Origin of the sequence: Streptomyces sp. ITFR-6 (assembly GCF_031844725.1) — a bacterium.
GTDB lineage: Bacteria > Actinomycetota > Actinomycetes > Streptomycetales > Streptomycetaceae > Streptomyces.
On sequence record NZ_CP134612.1, the window covers coordinates 7,010,661 to 7,031,265 of the forward strand.

The following is a 20,605-nucleotide window of genomic DNA, read 5'->3' on the forward strand; positions in this document are numbered from 1 at the left end:
CGGCCGGGTCTCACCCCTCGGATGCCTCCAGTAGGGTGCGCAGCCGGGTGGTGCGGTCCTGCGCGGGGGACTGGGCGACCGCGCGCGGCAGCGCCTGATCCACCCCGTGCACCACGGACAGGTGCCGCTCGCCCCGGCCGAAGGCGGTGTAGACCCAGGGGCGGCTGAGCCCCTGCGCGGCGTCACCCGGCAGCACGACGACCACCGCGGGCCACCGCATACCGGCCGCCTGATGGGCGCTGAGCGCCCAGGCGTGGCGCACGGACGCCTCCACCCGCTCCTGCGGCACGACGACCGGGGTCCCCGCACAGTCCAGGTGCAGGCCCTCCGCGTCGGCCGAGACGACCACACCGGGCACCGTTCTGCCCGGTGCCGGGACATGGGCGATCCGGTCGCCGGGATCGAAGCCGCCGAACCGCCCCGGCCCGGGGTTGAGCCGCTGCTTGAGCGCCTCGTTCAGCGCCCGGGTGCCCGCGGAGCCGCCGTGGCCCACGGTGATCACCTGGGTCTCGTGCGACGGGACGCCGATAGCGCGCGGCACCGAGTCGGCCACCAGCTGCACCGTGCGGTGCACCGCCTCGCCCGCGTCACGCACGGGCACGATCACCACTTCCCGGCCCGGCGCCGCCACCTGGTTCAGCTCCCCGATGCCGATGCCGGAGACCAGCTCCCCGATCGGACCGGGATCCGGCGTACGGGAGACGACCTGCGGGCACGCGCGGGCGGCCAGCACATCGGCGAACACCCGGCCCGCACCCGCTGAGCCCAGCACGCCGGGATCGCCGCTGAGCACCAGCCGCGTCCCGTCCGCGAGTGCCTCCACCAGCATCGCGCCGGTCTCGACGTCGACCTGCGGGGCGTCCAGCACGACCAGCAGGTCGACGGCGAGGGCCCCCTCCTCGTCCCGTCCCGGGCCCTCGGCACCGGAGAGCAGCCCGGTCAGCGTGACGGCCGCGGAAGGGTCGCCCACCGCCTCGGCCAGCCGGCGTGCGCCGTCCGCGCTGTGGGTGGTGCCCAGGGCCCGCAGGCCGAGGCCGCTCGCCGCGGCGATCAGCGCGGCGGGCTCGGCCCTCGCCGCCTCGCCGCCGGTGTGCGCGACGAGCCCGTGGGCCGCGGCGGTACGGATCAGCTCCGAGGCCGAGGGGGAGGGCGCCGACTCGGCGGCCCCGGACCAGCCGGCGTCCTTCCCGACCGCGTTCACCAGCCGGGCCAGCCCGTCCGCGAGGCTCTCCTCCGCCAGGGCGTAGCGGTCGAGGCCCAGGAACACCCGCACCGGCTCCTGCGGGCCCGCTTCCCGGTCCTCGGCGGGCGCCTCTGCGGCTTCTGGCGCCTCCTCCCGCGCCTCCTCCTCCGTCCCGTCCTCCGCGCCCTCCTGGAAGACCAGGACGACGCCCTCGGCGACGGCGTGCTGTACGGCTGCTTCCGGGGCGCTCACCGCCCGTCCGGTGAGCGCGGCCCGCACCTCGGCGGAGTCCAGCGCGGTGTGGCCCTGCAGCGCCGCGCGCTCCAGCAGCCAGCCGATCAGGGCGTCGGTGCGCCGCTCGTCGTCCGGGCCGCACTCCGCGCCCAGCAGCGCCCGTGCGAATCCGTCGGCCTGCTCCGGGCCGACGCCGGGAAGGGCGAGCAGCTGCCAGGGGTCCTCGCGCAGGACGTCGTCCGCGTGCGCGCCGAGCGTTCCGGCGGCCGGGGCGGCCAGGCTCTCCGGGGCGCCGCCGGAGGCCAGCACGGCGGCCACGGCGGCGACCGCCTCCGGAGCGGCGCCCCGGTCCGCGTCGACGGGCTCAGGGGCCCGCTCCCGGACCGGGGCGGGGGCGGGCCGGCGGGGGGCGGCGGGGGCGGGGGCGGGGGCGTCGAAGAACGCGGCTCCCGGCTTCTCGCCGCTCTCCACGGCGCGTACGGCCGCCAGCAGGTCGGCGGCCGGTCCGCTCAGCTTCGTACCGGCGGGGATGGGCCCGTCCTTCTCGGCCTTGCGCTTCTCGATCCGCTCCAGCAGCTCGCGCTGGGCCGCCAACTCCGCCTCCGCCTCGGAGAGGATCGGGGCGGCCGCGGTGTCGCCGTCGGCGCTCGCGTCGTCAGCCGCCCCTTCGGTGGCCTCGTCGGTGGCTTCCCCGGCGTTCTCCTCTGCGGGGGAGGGCTCGGAGGCGTCCGCGGCGACGCTTTCGTCGTCGGTGGCCGGGGAGCCGGGGGTTTCCCCCCGGGGAAGCGCAGTCACAGCGTGCTCCAGTCCTGGTCGGGATAGCGGTGCACGGGCGCCGACACATCGTCGAGCGCGCGGCAGATCTCGTCAGGAAGACTAAGCGCCTCCACTGACAAAGCCTCAGTGAGCTGCTGCGCGTTGCGCGCGCCGACGATCGGGGCGACCACCCCCGGACGGTCCCGCACCCAGGCGAGCGCCACCTGCAGCGGCGTCGTGGCCAGTCCGTCGGCCGCGGTCGCCACGGCGTCCACGATGCGGCTCGCGGGGTCGTCGAGGTACGGCTCCACGAACGAGGCCAGCAGCTCGGAGGCGCCGCGCGAGTCCGCCGGGGTGCCGGTGCGGTACTTGGCGGTCAGCACGCCGCGGCCCAGCGGCGAGGACGGCAGCAGCCCCACCCCGAGGTCGAGTGCCGCCGGCAACACCTCGCGCTCCACGCCCCGTTGCAGCAGCGAGTACTCCATCTGCGTGCTGGCCAGCCGGGTCCGCAGACCGGGCGTGGCGAGCTGCCAGGTCGCGGCCTTGGCCAGCTGCCAGCCGCAGAAGTTCGACACTCCCGCGTAGCGGGCACGCCCGCTGGACACCGCCAGGTCCAGCGCCTGGAGCGTCTCGTCCAGCGGCGTCACCGGGTCGAAGGCGTGCACCTGCCACAGATCCACGTAGTCCGTGCCGAGCCGGGCCAGCGAGGCGTCGAGGGCGGCCAGCAGATGCCCGCGCGAACCGTCGAACCTGCGGTACGGGTCGGGCACGCTGCCGGCCTTGGTGGCGATGACCAGATCGCGCCTCGGTACCAGCCCCTCGACGAGCCGCCCGAGCAGGTACTCGGACTCGCCGCCGCCGTACACGTCCGCCGTGTCGACCAGGGTGCCGCCCACCTCCCAGAAGGCCTTGAGCTGCTCGGCAGCGTCGTGCTCGTCGGTGTCCCGGCCCCAGGTGAGGGTGCCGAGCCCGATCCGGGACACTCGAAGGCCGGTGCGGCCGAGATGCCTCTGCTCCATGGGCGCTGAGATTACTGGCCATGGCTCCACTCGGTGCGGGGCTGTGGACAACCGGGGCCAGGGTCACCCCTGCCGGATCGTGTTCCCGCGCGCTAGAGTCCGGAACACAGAGACGTTACTGATCAGTAAGGGGAGCGGCTATGCGGCTCGGCATCAATCTCGGTTACTGGGGCGCGGGTATGGACGGGGACAACCTCGCCGTCGCGCAGGAGGCCGACCGGCTCGGCTACGACGTCTGCTGGGCGGCCGAGGCCTACGGCTCCGACGCCCCGACCGTGCTGAGCTGGGTGGCCGCGCAGACCGAGTCCATCGACATCGGCTCCGCGATCATGCAGATCCCGGCCCGCCAGCCCGCCATGACGGCGATGACGGCCGCCACCCTCGACTCGCTCTCCGGCGGCCGCTTCCGGCTCGGCCTCGGGGTGTCGGGGCCGCAGGTCTCCGAGGGCTGGTACGGCGTCAAGTTCGACAAGCCGCTGGCCCGCACCCGCGAGTACGTCGAGATCGTCCGCAAGGCGATGACCCGCGAGCGGCTCTCGTACGAGGGGCAGCACTGGACGCTCCCGCTGCCGGACGGACCGGGCAAGCCGATCAAGCTGACCATCCACCCGGAGCGCGAGCACATCCCGGTGTACATCGCCGCGATCGGCCCGAAGAACCTGGAGCAGACCGGCGAGATCGGTGACGGGGCACTGCTGATCTTCCCCTCCGCCGAGCACCTGGAGGACACCGCGATCAGGCATCTGCGGGCCGGCCGGGAGAAGGCCGGCAAGACCATGGAGGGCTTCGACGTCTGCCCGACCCTGCCCCTCGCGGTCGGCGACGACGTCAACGGCCTCGCCGACACGTTCCGGCCGTACACCGCGCTGTACGTCGGCGGCATGGGCAGCCCCAAGCAGAACTTCTACAACCAGCTCGCCCAGCGCATGGGGTACGAGAAGGAAGCCGCCGAGATCCAGGAGAAGTACCTGTCCGGCGACAAGAGCGGTGCCGCTACCGCCGTTCCGCACCAGCTGATCGACCAGACCACGCTGCTCGGCCCGGTGGAGCGGATCTCCGACCGGATGCAGGCCTACGCGGCCGCGGGCGTCACCACCCTGACCCTGGCCCCGGCCGGCTTCACGCTCGACGAGCGGATCGCCGCGCTGCGCGCCGGCACGGACGCGCTGGAGCGCTCCGGACTCGCGTAGCGAACCCGTCCCCGGGGCAGCACTACGGCCGTGGTGGGGGCTCGGGGGCCTCCCCGCCACGGCCGTCACGCGGAACAACGCGGCCGGGGCGGTTGGGTTACGGGGCCTGTGCGGAAACGGTTCGCCGGGGCGCTGCGGGGCCCGCACGTTCGGCCCAGTGCGCAAGCCTTCCTGTTGCCCGCCGGGGCCGGGAGCATTTGACTGTCGCTCGGCGGATGCCGGCACGGAGGTGGCAGTGATGCTCTCGGCAAAGAACCTGTTCCAGGAGATTCTCGACGACGACGAGTCGTTCCGGCTGTTCTGCTCCATCGCCGCCGGCGGGGAGTCCCAGGGAGGCTGGGAGAACGGCCGCATCGCGGCCCTGGTCCCCGCGAGCCAGCGCGCCCTGGCCCCCAAGATCGCCCGGCACGGAACCGACGAGGACAAGCACGGCCGGATCTTCAACGCCCTCCTCAGGAAGCGCGGTCTGACACCCGTCGAGGTCCCCCGGGAGACCGACTACACGATGCTGCTGGAGCGGCACGGCATCGGCCTCGCCCATGAGCAACTCGGGCGCGAGGAGCCGCTCGCGGAGCGCGACATCATCACCTACCTCGCCCACAGCCGGGTCACGGAGCAGCGCGCCTCCGAGCAGATGCGGCTGCTGCGGAAGTACTTCGCGGACCACCCGGAGCTGGGCCGCGCGGTCAGGATGATCTCGAACGACGAGGACAACCACCTGGCGTACTGCCACGAGGAACTGCTGCGCTTCGCCCGGTCCGGACACGGCCGCACGATCCAGAGCGTCCTGCGCGAGTGCGCGCTCGGGGAGATCCGGGTCTACCGGGACGTCAGCCTCGCCGTGATGGACCACATGGGCCGCATCCTGGGCTGGCCGAGGGCCAAGGGCGCGCTCCTGGCGGCGGGAATCCACGCCGTCTACGCGTACGAGCGCCTGGTGGGCTGGCGGCGCATGGTCAGCCTGGCGCCGCCGGAGCGGCGCGACGCGCTGGGTGGTCCGGCCGTCCCGGCGCCCGAGTACGGCTGAGCGGAGAGACCCGGGTCAGAGCCAGCCGCGCCGCTTGAACTGGCGGTACAGGCCGAGGACGGCGCCCGCCATCAGCAGGATCACCGCCGGGTACGCCCACACCCACTTCAGCTCCGGCATGTGGTCGAAGTTCATGCCGTAGATCCCCGCGACCATGGTCGGTACCGCCGCCATCGCCGCCCAGGCCGAGATCTTGCGCATGTCGTCGTTCTGCCGCACCCCCATCTGCGCGAGATGCGCGGACAGGATGTCGGAGAGCAGCCGGTCCAGGCCCTCCACCTGCTCGTTGGCGCGGGTCAGATGGTCCTGGACGTCCCGGAAGAACGGCTGCGACTGTTCATGGACGAAGGGCATTCCCGCGCTCGCCAGCCGGGCCATCGGGGCGCCCAGCGGAACCGTCGCCCTGCGGAACTCCAGCACCTGGCGCTTGAACGTGTAGATGCGGGCCGCGGTGTTCTTCGAGTCGCCCGTCGCGGCCGGGGCGAAGACCTCGGTCTCCAGCTCCTCCAGGTCGACCTGGAGCTCGCCCGCGACATCGATGTAGTGGTCCACGATCGCGTCGCTGATCGCGTACAGCACCGCGGTGGGCCCGTGCTTGAGCACATCGGACTCTGCCTCCAGCCGGCGGCGCACGGCGGCCAGCGGAGCACCCTCGCCGTGCCGGACCGTCACGACGAACGAGTCGCCTATGAACACCATCAGCTCGTCCGCGGAGACCGTGTCGCTCTCGTGGTCGTACACGACCGGCTTGATGACCGCGAACAGCGAGTCGTCGTACACCTCCAGCTTCGGCCGCTGGTGCGCGGCCAGCGCGTCCTCCACCGCCAGCGGGTGCAGTCCGAACTCGCTGCTGACCAGCTCGAACTCCTTCTCCGTCGGCTCGTGCAGACCGATCCACAAGAAGGCGTCACCGGTGGACCGGGCCTCTTCGAGGGCATCGGAGAAGTCGGCGGGGCCGTCGGTGCGGCGTCCGTCCCGGTAGATGGCGCAGTCCACAATCACGGCGCGTATTGTGCCCTGCCCAGGTCCCGGGCGCACCTTTGCCGGATCGTCGGCCTACGCTGGCCGGTATGCCCACCCTGATCCTCGTACGCCACGGACGCTCCACCGCCAACACGGCTGGGGTGCTCGCGGGCCGGACCCCCGGCGTCGCGCTCGACGAGCGCGGCGCGGAGCAGGCCGCGGCGCTCCCCGCGCGGCTGGCCGCGCTGCCGCTCGTCGCGGCCGTCAGCAGCCCCCTGCAGCGGTGCCGCGAGACGCTGCGCCCCCTGCTCGACGCCCGGCCGGAACTGCCGCTGCACACCGAAGAGCGCATCAGCGAGTGCGACTACGGCGACTGGTCGGGCCGCAAGCTCGCCGAGCTCACCGACGAGCCGCTGATGACGGTCGTGCAGCAGCACCCGTCGGCGGCCGCCTTCCCCGGCGGCGAGTCCATGCGGGCGATGCAGGCGCGCGCCGTCGACGCGGTCCGGGAGTGGAACGCGCGGATCGAGGCGGAGCACGGTGAGAACGCCGTCTACGTGATGTGCTCGCACGGGGACATCATCAAGTCCCTCGTGGCCGACGCGCTCGGCATGCACCTGGACCTCTTCCAGCGGATCCACGCGGACCCGTGCTCGGTCACCGCGATCCGTTACACCAGGCTGCGGCCCTTCCTGCTGAGGCTGGGCGACACGGGCGATCTCGCCCCGCTGGCCCCGCGCGAACCGTCCCCCGACGAGACGAAGGCCGCCGGTACGGAGGCCGATGCCGCGGTCGGGGGCGGCGCTGGGGCGCCGTGATCGCTCCGCGCAGTAGGGTGGACGCGCCGTAGGCGCCGTTCCGGGAGGACTCTCTCCCGGGCCCCCGGCCGACCCCCCATCCGCGTCAAATCACAAGGGAGACAGGACGTGTCCCGTCAGGTGTTCCTCTACGACCCCCCGGACCGTTTCGTGGCCGGTACGGTCGGGCTGCCTGGACGTCGTACGTTCTTCCTGCAGGCATCCTCAGGCGGACGTGTCACCAGCGTGGCCCTGGAGAAGACCCAAGTCGCCGCCCTCGCAGAGCGGGTGGACGAACTGCTCGACGAAGTGGTCCGCCGCACCGGGGGCAACTCCCCGGTGCCGGCCGTGGCCCCGATGGACGTCACCGACACCGCTCCGCTCGACGTCCCCGTCGAGGAGGAGTTCCGGGTCGGCACGATGGCACTCGCCTGGGACGGCGAGGAACAGCGCATGATCGTCGAGGCGCAGGCCCTGGTCGAGCTGGACGCGGAATCCGTCGAGGATCTCGCGGAGGCCGAGGAGCGGCTGCTCCAGGACGAGGAGAACGGCCCGCCGATGCTCCGGGTCCGGCTCAGCGGCGCCCAGGCCCGCGCCTTCGCCAAACGCGCCCTGGACGTCGTGAACGCCGGCCGCCCGCCGTGCCCGCTGTGCAGCCTCCCGCTCGATCCGGAAGGACACGTATGCCCGCGCCAGAACGGATACCGCCGCGGGGCCTGACCGACGCCGGGCGGATGACCCTGCTCGGCAAGGGCGAGCTCACCGTCCTCGGACAGGTCCGGGGGGCCTCCAACGCGGTGCTGTACTGCTCGGTCGCCTACGAGGGCGAGGAAGCGCACTGCGTGTACAAGCCGGTCGCCGGCGAACAGCCCCTGTGGGACTTCCCCGACGGCACGCTCGCCCAGCGCGAGGTCGCCGCCTACGAGGTCTCCGAGGCGACCGGGTGGGGCCTGGTGCCGCCGACCGTGCTGCGGGACGGTCCGTACGGCCAGGGCATGTGCCAGCTCTGGATCGAGGCGGCGCCGCAGGGCGAGGACGATCCGGGACTCCTCGCGCTCGTCGAGGACGAGGAGCCGGGCGAGGGCTGGAAGGCCGTGGCCCTGGCCGAGGTGGCGGAGGGGAAGACCGCGCTGCTGGTGCACGCGGACGACCCCCGGCTGCGGCGGCTCGCCGTGCTCGACGCGGTGATCAACAACGGCGACCGCAAGGGCGGGCACCTGCTGCCCGCGCCCGACGGCCGGCTGTACGGCATCGACCACGGTGTGACCTTCAACGCAGAGGACAAGCTGCGCACCCTGCTCTGGGGCTGGGCGGGCGAGCCGCTGCCCGCGGAGGCCGTCGAGGTGCTGGACCGGCTGGCCGGCGAGCTGGAGCCGGGGGCGGCCCTGGTCACCCGGCTGGCGGAACTCATCACCGCGGCCGAGATCGAGGCGCTGAGGGCCCGGGTGGCGGGGCTGCGGTCCACCGGGCTGCACCGGGAGCCGAGCGGGGGCTGGCCGGCCATTCCGTGGCCGCCGGTCTAGGGTCTGTCTTCAAATTGCCGTCGTCGCCCGGCAGACGGCAGTTTGAAGACAGGCCCTAGGGCCTGCCCGGCGGGGCCCCGGTCCGGCCGCCCACCCGCCCGCCCGGCCGCACCCGCCCGGGTACGGGTCCGGTGCTCCGCGGCCGGGGGCCTGACGCACGCTCCGGGGCCGGGCGCAAGAGTGCCTCTTCGGACAGGATCCCCCCTCCGGTTCGTATCCGGAAGGCGCGTCCGGTTACGCTCGTCGCATGCATGCCTGGCCCGCTTCTGAGGTCCCCGCCCTTCCTGGCAAGGGCCGCGACCTTCGGATCCACGACACCGCGACCGGCGGACGGATCACCCTTGACCCCGGTCCCGTCGCCCGCATCTATGTCTGCGGCATCACGCCGTACGACGCGACCCATATGGGTCATGCGGCGACCTACAACGCGTTCGACCTCGTCCAGCGCGTGTGGCTCGACACCAAGCGGCAGGTTCACTATGTCCAGAACGTGACGGACGTGGACGACCCGCTGCTGGAGCGGGCCGTGCGCGACGGTCAGGACTGGACCGAGCTCGCCGAGCGCGAGACGGCCCTGTTCCGTGAGGACATGACCGCCCTGCGCATGCTCCCGCCGCAGCACTACATCGGAGCCGTCGAGGCGATACCCGGCATCGTGCCGCTCGTCGAACGCCTCCGGGACGCGGGCGCCGCCTACGACCTCGACGGCGATGTGTACTTCTCCGTCGACACCGACCCGCACTTCGGCCAGGTCTCCAACCTGGACGTGGAGGCGATGCGGCTGCTCTCCGCCGAGCGTGGCGGCGACCCGGAGCGTCCGGGCAAGAAGAACCCCCTCGACCCGATGCTCTGGATGGCCGCCCGCGAGGGCGAGCCGAGCTGGGACGGCGGCTCCCTCGGCGCCGGCCGGCCCGGCTGGCACATCGAGTGCGTCGCCATCGCCCTGGACCACCTCGGCATGGGCTTCGACGTCCAGGGAGGCGGCTCCGACCTCGCCTTCCCGCACCACGAGATGGGCGCCTCGCACGCCCAGGTGCTGACCGGCGAGCACCCGTTCGCCCAGGCGTACGTGCACGCCGGAATGGTCGGCCTGGACGGCGAGAAGATGTCCAAGTCCAAGGGGAACCTGGTCTTCGTCTCGGCGCTCCGCCGCGACGGCGTGGACCCGGCGGCGATCCGCCTTGCCCTGCTCTCGCACCACTACCGCTCCGACTGGGAGTGGACGGACCAGGTCCTCGCGGACGCGGTGGACCGGCTCGCCCGCTGGCGCGCCGCCGTCTCGCGGCCCGACGGGCTCGCGGCCGACGTGCTGGTCGAGGAGGTCCGCGAGGCCCTCGCCGACGATCTGGACACCCCGACGGCGCTGGCCGCCGTGGACCGCTGGGCCGAGCGGCAGACCGCCGGGGGCGGCTCCGACGAGCAGGCGCCGGGTCTCGTCTCGCGCACCGTCGACGCGCTGCTCGGTGTCGCGCTGTAACCGCCCGCCGTATTACGTCCGTTCACCGGCTCCGAACTTCTTGATGAAGTTCGGGGCCGGGTCCGTTTTGTCCATGGTCAAATGCTCGGTGCTGCGCTAAAAGCGCTCTATGCAATCATCAACACGCATCAGAACGGCAGTAGTTGCAGCGCTGCTGGGACTGTTCGCCGTCGTCTCGGGACCTGACGGTGCCCAGGCGGATTCGGCCGCCCCCACCGAGTCGACGGTCGGCGATCTCACCGGCTTCTCGGCCGACGGACCCGTCTACCACCTGCGGGCGGGCACCGCGCAGGCCCGCGTCAGCTTCGTGTCCGACGAGACCCTCCGGATCGAACTCGCCCCCGACGGCACGTTCACCGACCCGGCGGGCGACGCCATCGTGCTGCCCCAGGGGACCCCGCCCCGCACCCACTGGAAGGAGCGGAGCGACCGTTACGACCTCTCCACCGGCGATGTCACGCTCCGTGCCTACAAGTCGCCCCTGCGGTTCGCCCTGTACCGGGCCGAGGGCACCAAGGTGTGGTCGGAGGCGAAGGGGCTCAGCTGGGACGACGAGAAGACCACCCAGACCCTCGCGCGCGGCGGCGACGAGCAGTTCTACGGCGCCGGTATGCAGAACGGCCGGGGCAACACCTCGCACCGGGGACAGACCGTCGAGGTCGGCGTCGACTACAACTGGGACGACGGCGGGCACCCCAACTCGGTGCCCTTCTACCTCTCCTCGGCCGGCTACGGCGTGTTCCGCAACACCTTCGCGCCGAACACCTACGCCTTCAACGACCCGGTGGCCACCAGCGCCCAGGAACAGCGCTTCGACGCCTACTACTTCGCGGGTGACGCCAAGGACGTCATAGGCCAGTACACCAAGCTCACCGGAAAGCCGTTCCTGCCGCCGGTCTACGGCATGGAGATCGGTGACTCCGACTGCTACCTGCACAACGCCAACCGGGGCGAGCGCCGCACCAAGGACTCGCTGAAGATCGCCGACGGCTACGTCGAGAACGACATGCCGAACGGCTGGATGCTCGTCAACGACGGCTACGGCTGCGGCTACGAGGACCTCGCGGAGACCGCCAAGGGCCTCCAGGACCGCGACATGCAGCTCGGACTGTGGACCGAGGACGGCATCGACAAGCTCGGTGACCAGGTCAAGGCGGGCCAGCGCGTCGCCAAGCTGGACGTGGCCTGGGTCGGTGACGGCTACAAGTTCGCCCTGGACGGGTGCAAGGACGCCTACAAGGGCATCGAGGACAACAGTGACGCGCGGGGCTTCACCTACGCCCCCGAGAGCTGGTCGGGCGCCCAGCGCTGCGGAGTCCAGTGGTCCGGCGACCAGTCCGGCAGCTGGGAGTACATCCGCTGGCAGATCCCGACCTACGCGGGCGCCACGATGTCCGGCCTCGCCTACACCACGGGCGACGTCGACGGCATCTTCGGCGGCAGCGCCAAGACGTACACACGTGACCTCCAGTGGAAGATGTTCCTGGGGACCACGATGACCATGGACGGCTGGGCGGCCAGCGACAAGCAGCCCTTCCGTTACGGCGAGCCGTACACCTCCATCAACCGCGACTACCTCAAGCTCAAGGAGTCGCTGCTGCCCTACCAGTACTCCTACGCGCACGAGGCGACCAAGACCGGCGTCGGCATGGTCCGCCCGCTGGTGCTGGAGTACCCGGACGACCCGAAGGCCGCGACGGACGCGGCGAAGTACGAGTTCATGTCCGGCGAGGACTTCCTCGTCGCCCCGGTCTACCAGGACAGCACCGAGCGCGACGGCATCTACCTGCCGAAGGGCACCTGGACCGACTACTGGACCGGGCGCACCTACCAGGGCCCGACGACCGTCGACGACTACAGCGCCCCGCTCGACACCCTGCCGCTGTTCGTCAAGGGCGGCGCCAGTGTGCCGATGTGGCCGGGCATCCGCTCGTACAAGGACCGCACGGCCGGCTCCCCGCTGGCCTGGGACATCTATCCGCAGGGCACGTCGTCCTTCACCCTGTACGAGGACGACGGCGTGACCCGTGAGCACCGCGACGGCGCGTACGCGACCCAGAAGGCCGATGTCCGCGCACCGGCCAGGGGTGCGGGCGACGTCACCGTGAACATCGGTGCGAGCAAGGGGAAGTTCACCGGCAAGCAGAGCAGCCGCCCCTACGAGTTCAGTGTGCACACCGGCTCCGAGCCGAGTGCGGTGAAGCTCACCGGCAAGCTGCCCCGGCTCGGCTCGGCCGCCGCCTACGCGAAGGCGAAGCAGGGCTGGTGGTACGACCGCGACGACCGAGGCGGCGTGGTGAAGATCAAGACCGCCCCGCTGTCCACGGGCAAGAAGTTCTCCGTGAAGCTGGAGAACACCAGCGCGGTCGGCGGACGGAACGCGGCCGCCACCGCCGCCGTCTCCGCCCCCCGGGGCCAGGAGATCGGCGCGGGGGCCCCGGCCACCGTCTCCGTCGATGTCACCGCGGGCCGGAGCGACGTCACGGACGCAGCCGTCTCGCTGGACGTCCCCAAGGGCTGGAAGGCCACCCCGGCCGCCGTGCGCCGGATCCCGGCGGGCACCACCCGGCGGGTCGAGGTGTCGGTGACCCCGGCGAAGGACGCGACCGTGGGCGAGGCGCGGCTCACCGCGCTGGCCCGCTACCGCTCCGCGGGCGAATCCCGTACGGCGGTCCAGCGGATCGCCGTCTCCGTGATGCCGCCGCCGCCCGCCGGTGAGGCGTGGGCGAGCGATCTCAAGTGGCTGAGCTCGGTCAACGGCTACGGTCCGGCGGAGCGCGACCGCAGCAACGCAGAGTCGGGCGCGGAGGACGGCAAGACGCTCACGCTGGCCGGGAAGACGTACGAGAAGGGGATCGGCACCCACGCCGACTCCGACATCGAGTTCTACACCGGCGGGCAGTGCTCGAAGTTCACCGCGGACGCCGGGATCGATGACGAGATCGACGGGTACGGCGAGGTGGCGTTCTCCGTCGAGGCCGACGGCAAGGTGCTCTGGACCTCGCCGAAGGTGACCGGGGCGTCGGCGGCCGTACCGGTCGACGTGCCGCTGGGCGGTGCGCGCCATGTGCGGCTGAAGGTCACGGACACCAACGCGTCCAAGACCGGCGACCACGGCGACTGGGGCGCCGCGCGCTTCACCTGCTCCTGAGTGTCAGCGGCGCGAAAAGGGAGCCGGGCGGGTGTCCACCCGCCCGGCTCCCGGCTGTCCGGATCAGTCCTCCGACGAATCGCCCGGCGCGTCGTCCGGCGGATCCGGCGGCGTGTCCGCGGAGGCGTCCCCCGGAGCGTCCTTCGGCGCCTCGCCCGGCTTCGGAGCCGGGCCTGAGCCCGGACCCGTGCCGCGCGCGGGACCGCTTCCGGACCCGCTCACCTGACCCGGACCGGTGTCCGGCCGGGTCGGCTTCGGCGGTCTGGTCCGGCCGCTCGACGTATCGCGCAGGTACGAGCCGTCGCCGCTCTCCGTCGCGTGCCCGCCCGGCCCGGCGCCCGGACCGGGGTCCCGGCGCCGCAGATAGCGCTCGAACTCCCGGGCGATGGCCTCCCCGCTCGCCTCGGGGAGCTCCGCGGTGTCGCGGGCCTCCTCCAGCGTCTGCACGTACTCCGCGACCTCGCTGTCCTCTGCGGCCAGTTGGTCCACCCCGAGCTGCCAGGCGCGTGCGTCCTCCGCCAGTTCGCCCAGCGGGATGCGCAGCCCGATGAGGTCCTCCAGCCGGTTCAGCAGCGCCAGGGTGGCCTTCGGGTTGGGCGGCTGCGACACGTAGTGCGGCACCGCCGCCCAGAGGCTCACCGCGGGCACACCCGCGTGGGTGCACGCCTCCTGGAGGATGCCGACGATGCCGGTCGGCCCCTCGTACCTGGTCTCCTCCAGGTCCATCGTCCGCGCCAGATCCGGATCGGACGTCACACCGCTGACCGGTACCGGGCGGGTGTGCGGGGTGTCGCCGAGCAGCGCACCGAGCACCACCACCATCTCGACGCCCAGTTCATGGGCGAAGCCCAGGATCTCGTTGCAGAACGAGCGCCAGCGCATCGACGGCTCGATGCCCCGCACCAGGACGAGATCGCGTGGCTTGTCCCCGCCGACGCGGACCACGGAGAGCCGGGTCGTCGGCCAAGTGATCTTGCGCGCCCCGCCCTCCAGGAACACCGTCGGCCGGTTGACCTGGAAGTCGTAGTAGTCCTCGGCGTCCAGCGCCGCGAACACCTCTCCCTTCCACTCCCGGTCCAGGTGCGCGACCGCCGTGGAAGCCGCGTCACCTGCGTCGTTCCACCCCTCGAACGCGGCCACCATGACCGGGTCGACCAGCTCGGGAACCCCGTCGAGCTCGATCACCCAGGCCTCCTTCCGAAGTTCCCTTGCGTACGGAACAACCTTACGGCTTCCGGCCACTGTCGCCGCAGCCCCCGCGCATGGTCGGGGCGAACCCGGGCCACGGGGGTGCATCACCGGTCGAATCAGGGCATCAAGCCCGCCATACATCCGAGCTGTGTGGGGGTAATTTCGGCTCAACCCTGGACGTTGGCCCCTTCGGGGCGCTATACATCGGATGACCAGAGCAGAGGTCCGATGTTATTTCCCCTGGGGGCGCACATGAGTCAGACCGTCACGGACTTCGAGGTTCACGACATCCGTTTTCCGACCTCGGAGCAACTGGACGGCTCGGACGCCATGAACCCCGATCCCGACTACTCGGCTGCCTATGTCGTACTGCGTACCGACGCCGCGGGCAATGACGGTGGCGGCATCGAGGGACATGGTTTCTGTTTCACCATCGGGCGCGGCAACGAGGTGATGGCAGCCGCCATCCAGGCGTTGCGGTCCTATGTCGTGGGCCGTCCCGTGCCCCGCACCGCGGCGGACCTGGGCGCGCTGTACCGGGACCTCACCCAAGATTCCCAACTGCGCTGGCTGGGGCCCGAGAAGGGCGTGATGCACATGGCGGCCGGCGCGGTCGTCAACGCTGCCTGGGACCTGGCGGCGAAGCGGGCGGACAGACCCGTCTGGCAGTTCCTGGCCGAGATGACGCCGGAGGAGCTCGTCTCCCTCGTCGACTTCCGCTACCTCAGCGACGCCCTCACCCCCGAGGAGGCGCTCGCGATCCTGCGCGCCGCGGAACCGGGCCGGGCCGAGCGGACCGAGCGGCTCCGCGCCGAGGGCTACCCCGCCTACACCACCTCGCCCGGCTGGCTCGGCTACTCCGACGACAAGCTCGTCGGACTGGCGAAGGAGGCTGTCGCGGACGGCTTCACCCAGATCAAACTGAAGGTCGGCGGCGACCTCGCCGACGACGTCCGCAGGCTCGGGCTCGCCCGGCAGGCCGTCGGCGACGACGTGCGGATCGCGGTCGACGCCAACCAGCGCTGGGACGTCGCCGACGCGGTGGAGTGGATGAACGCCCTCGCACCGTACGACCCGCACTGGATCGAGGAGCCGACCAGCCCCGACGACATCCTCGGCCACGCCGCCGTGCGCGCCGGGCAGCCGGTCAAGGTGGCCACCGGCGAACACGTCGCCAACCGGGTCGTGTTCAAGCAGCTGCTCCAGGCCGGCGCGGTCGACTTCGTCCAGATCGACGCCGCACGGGTCGCGGGTGTCAACGAGAACCTGGCGATCCTGCTGCTCGCCGCCAAGTACGGCGTACCGGTCTGCCCGCACGCGGGCGGCGTCGGCCTGTGCGAGCTGGTGCAGCACCTCTCGATGTTCGACTATGTGGCGGTCTCCGGGACTTGGGAGGACCGGGTGATCGAGTACGTCGACCATCTGCACGAACACTTCGCGGACCCCGCCGTGATCGAATCGGGCCGCTACCGGGCCCCGGCCTCCCCGGGCTTCTCCGCCCGGATGCTCCCCGAGTCGATCGCCGCACACCGTTATCCGGAGGGCCCCGTATGGCAGGCCCGCCGCACCACTGAGGAGGACAGCCGATGACCGGCACACGCGACTTCGAGGGGATGAACGCTCTGGTGACGGGCGGCGCCTCCGGTATCGGGGCCGCCGTCGCGACCATGCTCCTGGAGCGGGGCGCCCAGGTGGCCGTCCTCGACCGGGAGACCGTCGGCGCCCCTGCGGGCACCCTCGCCGTCAAGGCGGACGTCACCGACGACGCGGCCGTGCGCGACGCGGTCGACCGGGCGGCGGCCGAACTGGGCTCCCTGCACACGCTCGTCTCGAACGCGGGCATCGGGTCCATCGGCTCCGTCGAGGACAACGACGACGACGAGTGGACCCGGGTCCTGGACATCAACGTCCTCGGCATGGTCCGCACCGCCCGGCACGCCCTGCCGCACCTGCGGCGCGCCGCCGCCGAGCGCCCCGGCGCCGTCTCGATCACCCAGACCTGTTCGATCGCCGCGACCGCAGGGCTGCCGCAGCGCGCCCTGTACAGCGCGAGTAAGGGCGCGGTCCTCTCGCTGACCCTCGCGATGGCCGCCGACCACGTCCGCGAGGGCATCCGCGTCAACTGCGTCAACCCCGGCACCGCGGACACCCCGTGGATCGGGCGGCTGCTCGGCCAGGCCGGGGACCCGGCCGCGGAGCGCGCGGCCCTCAACGCCCGGCAGCCGCTGGGCCGGCTGGTCTCCGCCGACGAGGTGGCCGCCGCGATCGTGTACCTCGCCAGCCCGGCCGCCGCCTCCGTGACGGGCACCGCGCTGGCCGTCGACGGCGGAATGCAGGGCCTGCGCCTGCGCCCCGCCGGCAGCTGACCGCGGGGCGGGCGGCCCGAGCCGGACCACCGGGGGCGCCCGCCCCGTACCACCTGCACCAACAGATCTCCGAGCCGGTACTCCACAAAGGAACGGGACACCAATGAGAGTGCGTACGACGAGTGCGGCAGCCTGCGCCGTACTGCTTGCCGTCACTGCCCTGGCGGGCTGCAACCGCGAATCATCGGACGACGGTGCGGGTGGCGGAAAGGTCGGCATCGACCTGCCGCGCAGCGACAGCGACTTCTGGAACTCCTACCAGAACTACGTCCAGAAGGGGGTCAAGGGCGGCGAGGTCAAGGCGCTGCCGCTGACCAACTCGCAGAACGACATCGGCAAGCTGGTCGCCAACGTCCAGACCTTCGCCGACCAGGGCGCCAAGGCCGTGGTGATGGCGCCGCAGGACACCGGCGCGATAGCCGAGTCGCTGAACACGCTGAACGAGAAGAAGATCCCGGTCATCAGCGTCGACACCCGCCCGGACAAGGGCGACATCTACATGGTGGTGCGCGCCGACAACAAGGCGTACGGGACGAACGCCTGCAAGTACCTCGGTGAGCAGCTGAAGGGCAAGGGCAAGGTCGTCGAGTTCCAGGGCGACCTGTCCTCGATCAACGGCCGCGACCGCTCGGAGGCCTTCAAGTCCTGCATGGACAAGGACTTCCCCGGCATCAAGGTGTTCGAGCTGGCCACCGACTGGAAGGGCGACGTCGCCTCCGCGAAGCTCCAGTCGACCCTGGCCGCGCACCCTGACATCAACGGCATCTACATGCAGGCCGGCGGTGTCTTCCTGCAGCCGACCCTCGCGCTCCTGGAGCAGAAGAAGCTGCTGAAGCCGGCCGGTTCGCCGGGCCACATCACCATCATCTCCAACGACGGCATCCCGGAGGAGTTCGACGCGATCAAGGCCGGGAAGATCGACGCGACGATCTCCCAGCCCGCCGACCTCTACGCGAAGTACGCGCTGTACTACGCGAAGGCGGCGCTGGACGGGAAGACCTTCAAGGAAGGGCCGACCGACCACGACTCCACCATCATCAAGATCCCGAACGGCTTCGAGGACCAGCTGCCCGCCCCGCTGGTGACCAAGGACAACGTCGACGACCCGAAGCTGTGGGCCAACCAGCTGGAGAAGAAGAGCTAGTCATGGACCAGGCACCACCACCTGCAGTACAGGCGGAAGGCGTCGTCAAGCGCTTCGGACCGACCGTCGCGCTCGACGGGGTGAAGCTCACCGTGCAGCCGGGCGAGTCGCACGCGCTCGTCGGCCGCAACGGCGCGGGCAAGTCGACCCTGGTCAGCGTGTTGACCGGACTCCACAAGGCGGACGCGGGCACGGTCACCTTCGGCGGGGAACCCGCGCCCGCCTTCGGGGACACCACGGCCTGGCAGTCGAAGGTCGCCTGCGTCTACCAGAAGTCCATGGTCGTCCCCGACCTGACCGTCGCGGAGAACCTCTTCCTCAACCGGTTCGACGACAACGCCCGCTGGATCAGCTGGGGACGGCTGCGCAAACGCGCGGAGCGGCTCCTGGCCGACTACGGCGTCCAGGTCGACCCGAACATCCGGGCTCGCGATCTCGCTGTCGAGCAGCGGCAGTTCGTCGAGATCGCCCGCGCGCTGTCCTTCGGCGCGCGGCTGATCATCCTCGACGAGCCGACCGCCCAGCTCGACGCCCGCGGCATCGGGCGGCTCTTCGACAAGCTGCGGGAACTGCAGAGCCAGGGAGTGGCGTTCCTCTTCATCTCCCACCACCTCCAGGAGGTGTACGAGCTCTGCACGGCCGTCACCGTCTACCGCGACGCCCGGCACGTACTGACCGCCCCGGTGGCGGACGTGGTGAAGACGGAGCTGGTGGCGGCGATGACGGGCGAGAAGTCCGGCGGCGCCGTCGCCTGGCACGCGGCCGGCACCACCACCCCGCCCGACGCCGCCGCGGCGCCCGTCCTCAGCGTCGAGGGGCTCACCCTGGAGGACCGGTTCGAACCGCTGGACCTCCAGGTGCGCCCCGGCGAGGTGCTCGGCCTGGCCGGCTCCGCGGCCAGCGGCAACACCGCGCTGGGCGAGGTGCTCGCGGGGATGCGCAAACAGGGCGGCGGCACGGTCCGGGTGCACGGGGAGACCGTGCGCCCGGGAAGCGTGCCGCACGCGCTGGCCGCCGGGATCGGCTACATCCCGGAGGACCGGCACGACCAGGGCCTGGTCCTGCAGCGCAGCGTCGCGGAGAACGCCACCCTCACGGTCGCCGACCAACTCGGACCGTGGGGGACCGTACTGCCCTCCCGTACGCGGGAGTTCGCCCGGGGCATGATCGACTCACTGGACATCAAGACCCAGGGCCCGGAGCAGCCCGTCGCCGGGCTCTCCGGCGGCAACCAGCAGAAGGTGGTGGTCGCCCGCGCGCTGGCCCGCAGGCCCAGCGTGCTGGTGGCGGTCCGGCCCACCGCGGGCGTGGACGTCAAGTCCAAGGACTCGCTCCTCGGGGTCGTCCGGCGGGTGGCCGACGAGGGCAACGCCGCGGTCGTCGTCTCCGACGAGCTGGACGATCTGCGGGTCTGCGACCGGGTGCTGGCCCTGTTCCACGGGCGAGTGGTCGCCACGTTCGCAAGCGGGTGGACCGACGGGGATCTCGTCGCCGCCATGGAAGGTGTGGGGGAAAGGGAATGACCGGCACGATACGGCCGTCCACGGCCGACGACATCGAGGCGGGACCGAAGGGCGGGCCCGGGGACGACAGTCCGCTGAGCCGGCTCAAGCTGATCCGGTGGAGCGACTTCTCGCTGGTGCCGGTGATCCTGGTGCTGATGGTGATCGGCTTCATCGTGTCGCCGGTCTTCCTCACCTCGGACAACCTGATCAGCGTCGTCCAGCAGTCCTCCGAGCTCAGTCTGCTGGTCCTGGGTCAGGCCCTGATCCTGATCTGCGGCCGGATGGACCTGTCGCTGGAGTCGACGATCGGCATCGCGCCGGTCGTCGCCATGTGGCTGGTGCTGCCCGGGGACGACGGCCGCTTCGCAGGCCTGGGGATCCTCCCCACCTGGATGGCGATTCCGCTCTGCCTGCTGGTGGGTCTCCTCATCGGCGCGATCAACGGCTTCCTGATGCTGAAACTGCGGGTCAACGGCTTCATCGCCACGCTCGGCATGCTGACCATGCTGCGCGGACTCCACATCGGCATCACCGAGGGCAAGTCCATCACCGACGTCCCGGAGTCCTTCCGCTACCTCGGCAAGACCTCATGGCTCGGCGCACCGGCCGCGGTCTGGATCTGCCTGTTCCTCTTCGCGGTCGGCGGCGCGGCGCTGGCCTGGCTGCGCCACGGACGCTCGCTGTACGCGATCGGCGGCAACCCGGAAGCGGCGCGCGCCGCCGGTATCCGGGTCGACCGGGTCACCTGGATCGTCCTGGCCATCGGCGGCCTGCTGGCCGCCTTCGCGGGCATCCTCTACACCGGCCACTACGGCGCGGTCGCCGCGACGCAGGGCAACGGCTGGATCTTCCAGGTGTTCGCGGCCGCGGTGATCGGCGGTATCAGCCTCAAGGGCGGCCGAGGCACCCTGTTCGGTGCGCTGACCGGCGTGCTGACGCTCCAGCTGGTGGTCAACGTGATGACCCTCGGCGGCGTCCCGGCCCTCTGGAACCAGTTCCTCAACGGCGCGATCATCATCGTCGCCCTGGTCATCTCCCGCTTCGCGAGCGGTGAGAAGCAGGACTGAGAGCAGTGGTCC

At 71.6% G+C, this 20,605-nt stretch carries 16 protein-coding genes; 12 read left to right on the top strand and 4 right to left on the bottom strand.

The features are described 5' to 3' along the window. Window positions 1–10: 10 nt before the first annotated feature. Window positions 11–2,212 (bottom strand): helix-hairpin-helix domain-containing protein, encoded by a 2,202-nt coding sequence (locus RLT59_RS31925; RefSeq protein ID WP_311306619.1) that lies wholly within the window; start codon window positions 2,210–2,212, stop codon window positions 11–13. Further along, window positions 2,209–3,192, bottom strand: coding sequence for an aldo/keto reductase (locus RLT59_RS31930; protein WP_311306620.1), 984 nt, complete (start codon window positions 3,190–3,192; stop codon window positions 2,209–2,211). The genes RLT59_RS31925 and RLT59_RS31930 overlap by 4 nt, the downstream gene beginning before the upstream one ends. 140 nt (window positions 3,193–3,332) lie before the next feature. Between RLT59_RS31930 and RLT59_RS31935 the strand changes: the two genes are divergently transcribed. Together RLT59_RS31935 and RLT59_RS31940 are read left to right on the top strand one after the other, a co-directional pair. Beyond that, the gene (locus RLT59_RS31935) at window positions 3,333–4,382 is read left to right on the top strand and encodes an LLM class F420-dependent oxidoreductase (RefSeq protein ID WP_311306621.1); all 1,050 of its coding nucleotides are present in this window, start codon (window positions 3,333–3,335) and stop codon (window positions 4,380–4,382) included. A 238-nt stretch (window positions 4,383–4,620) separates the two neighbouring features. Next, window positions 4,621–5,409, top strand: coding sequence for a ferritin-like domain-containing protein (locus RLT59_RS31940; protein WP_311306622.1), 789 nt, complete (start codon window positions 4,621–4,623; stop codon window positions 5,407–5,409). Between the two features lie 15 nt (window positions 5,410–5,424). On the opposite strand, the gene corA is transcribed toward RLT59_RS31940, so the two are convergent. Then, on the bottom strand, window positions 5,425–6,420 hold the full coding sequence (gene corA / locus RLT59_RS31945; RefSeq protein WP_311307927.1) for a magnesium/cobalt transporter CorA: 996 nt from the start codon (window positions 6,418–6,420) through the stop codon (window positions 5,425–5,427). 59 nt (window positions 6,421–6,479) lie between these two features. Between corA and RLT59_RS31950 the strand changes: the two genes are divergently transcribed. From RLT59_RS31950 to RLT59_RS31970, 5 genes are all read left to right on the top strand, one after another. Beyond that, window positions 6,480–7,190 carry a histidine phosphatase family protein gene (locus tag RLT59_RS31950; protein ID WP_311306623.1) on the top strand — a complete coding sequence of 237 codons (711 nt, stop codon included), beginning with the start codon at window positions 6,480–6,482 and terminating at the stop codon, window positions 7,188–7,190. 108 nt (window positions 7,191–7,298) lie between these two features. Further along, window positions 7,299–7,889, top strand: coding sequence for an Rv2134c family protein (locus tag RLT59_RS31955; protein WP_123528141.1), 591 nt, complete (start codon window positions 7,299–7,301; stop codon window positions 7,887–7,889). Further along, a complete protein-coding gene (locus RLT59_RS31960) occupies window positions 7,853–8,692 on the top strand; it encodes an Rv2133c family protein (protein ID WP_311306624.1) in 840 nt (279 codons plus the stop codon). The genes RLT59_RS31955 and RLT59_RS31960 overlap by 37 nt, the downstream gene beginning before the upstream one ends. Before the next feature lie 247 nt (window positions 8,693–8,939). After that, complete coding sequence (gene mshC / locus RLT59_RS31965) at window positions 8,940–10,169, top strand: cysteine--1-D-myo-inosityl 2-amino-2-deoxy-alpha-D-glucopyranoside ligase (RefSeq protein WP_311306625.1); 1,230 nt, start codon at window positions 8,940–8,942, stop codon at window positions 10,167–10,169. A 109-nt stretch (window positions 10,170–10,278) separates the two neighbouring features. After that, window positions 10,279–13,320 (top strand): NPCBM/NEW2 domain-containing protein, encoded by a 3,042-nt coding sequence (locus RLT59_RS31970; protein WP_311306626.1) that lies wholly within the window; start codon window positions 10,279–10,281, stop codon window positions 13,318–13,320. Window positions 13,321–13,383: 63 nt separating this feature from the next. On the opposite strand, the gene RLT59_RS31975 is transcribed toward RLT59_RS31970, so the two are convergent. After that, entirely contained in the window at window positions 13,384–14,505 is a 1,122-nt protein-coding gene (locus tag RLT59_RS31975) for a PAC2 family protein (protein ID WP_311306627.1), read from the bottom strand. 258 nt (window positions 14,506–14,763) lie between these two features. On the opposite strand from RLT59_RS31975, the gene RLT59_RS31980 reads away from it, so the two are divergent. The 5 genes from RLT59_RS31980 to RLT59_RS32000 all read left to right on the top strand — a co-directional run bounded on the left by RLT59_RS31980 (window position 14,764) and on the right by RLT59_RS32000 (window position 20,593). Then, window positions 14,764–16,101 (top strand): L-fuconate dehydratase, encoded by a 1,338-nt coding sequence (locus RLT59_RS31980; RefSeq protein WP_311306628.1) that lies wholly within the window; start codon window positions 14,764–14,766, stop codon window positions 16,099–16,101. Further along, on the top strand, window positions 16,098–16,877 hold the full coding sequence (locus RLT59_RS31985; RefSeq protein ID WP_311306629.1) for an SDR family NAD(P)-dependent oxidoreductase: 780 nt from the start codon (window positions 16,098–16,100) through the stop codon (window positions 16,875–16,877). The genes RLT59_RS31980 and RLT59_RS31985 overlap by 4 nt, the downstream gene beginning before the upstream one ends. A 103-nt stretch (window positions 16,878–16,980) precedes the next feature. Then, window positions 16,981–18,021 carry a sugar ABC transporter substrate-binding protein gene (locus RLT59_RS31990; protein ID WP_311306630.1) on the top strand — a complete coding sequence of 347 codons (1,041 nt, stop codon included), beginning with the start codon at window positions 16,981–16,983 and terminating at the stop codon, window positions 18,019–18,021. A 2-nt stretch (window positions 18,022–18,023) separates the two neighbouring features. Further along, a complete protein-coding gene (locus RLT59_RS31995) occupies window positions 18,024–19,544 on the top strand; it encodes a sugar ABC transporter ATP-binding protein (protein WP_311306631.1) in 1,521 nt (506 codons plus the stop codon). Then, complete coding sequence (locus RLT59_RS32000) at window positions 19,541–20,593, top strand: ABC transporter permease (RefSeq protein ID WP_311306632.1); 1,053 nt, start codon at window positions 19,541–19,543, stop codon at window positions 20,591–20,593. Before RLT59_RS31995 ends, RLT59_RS32000 begins: the two co-directional genes overlap by 4 nt. Window positions 20,594–20,605: the final 12 nt, after the last annotated feature.

Excerpts from the sequence above, each read along its gene's own strand:
- RLT59_RS31950 (WP_311306623.1), top strand. The coding sequence starts at position 6,480 with ATGCCCACCCTGATCCTCGTACGCCACGGACGCTCCACCGCCAACACG.
- mshC (WP_311306625.1), top strand. The coding sequence starts at position 8,940 with ATGCATGCCTGGCCCGCTTCTGAGGTCCCCGCCCTTCCTGGCAAGGGC.
- RLT59_RS32000 (WP_311306632.1), top strand. The coding sequence starts at position 19,541 with ATGACCGGCACGATACGGCCGTCCACGGCCGACGACATCGAGGCGGGA.
- RLT59_RS31930 (WP_311306620.1), bottom strand. The coding sequence starts at position 3,192 with ATGGAGCAGAGGCATCTCGGCCGCACCGGCCTTCGAGTGTCCCGGATC.
- RLT59_RS31970 (WP_311306626.1), top strand. The coding sequence starts at position 10,279 with ATGCAATCATCAACACGCATCAGAACGGCAGTAGTTGCAGCGCTGCTG.
- RLT59_RS31940 (WP_311306622.1), top strand. The coding sequence starts at position 4,621 with ATGCTCTCGGCAAAGAACCTGTTCCAGGAGATTCTCGACGACGACGAG.
- RLT59_RS31995 (WP_311306631.1), top strand. The coding sequence starts at position 18,024 with ATGGACCAGGCACCACCACCTGCAGTACAGGCGGAAGGCGTCGTCAAG.
- RLT59_RS31985 (WP_311306629.1), top strand. The coding sequence starts at position 16,098 with ATGACCGGCACACGCGACTTCGAGGGGATGAACGCTCTGGTGACGGGC.
- RLT59_RS31960 (WP_311306624.1), top strand. The coding sequence starts at position 7,853 with ATGCCCGCGCCAGAACGGATACCGCCGCGGGGCCTGACCGACGCCGGG.
- RLT59_RS31980 (WP_311306628.1), top strand. The coding sequence starts at position 14,764 with ATGAGTCAGACCGTCACGGACTTCGAGGTTCACGACATCCGTTTTCCG.
- RLT59_RS31990 (WP_311306630.1), top strand. The coding sequence starts at position 16,981 with ATGAGAGTGCGTACGACGAGTGCGGCAGCCTGCGCCGTACTGCTTGCC.
- RLT59_RS31935 (WP_311306621.1), top strand. The coding sequence starts at position 3,333 with ATGCGGCTCGGCATCAATCTCGGTTACTGGGGCGCGGGTATGGACGGG.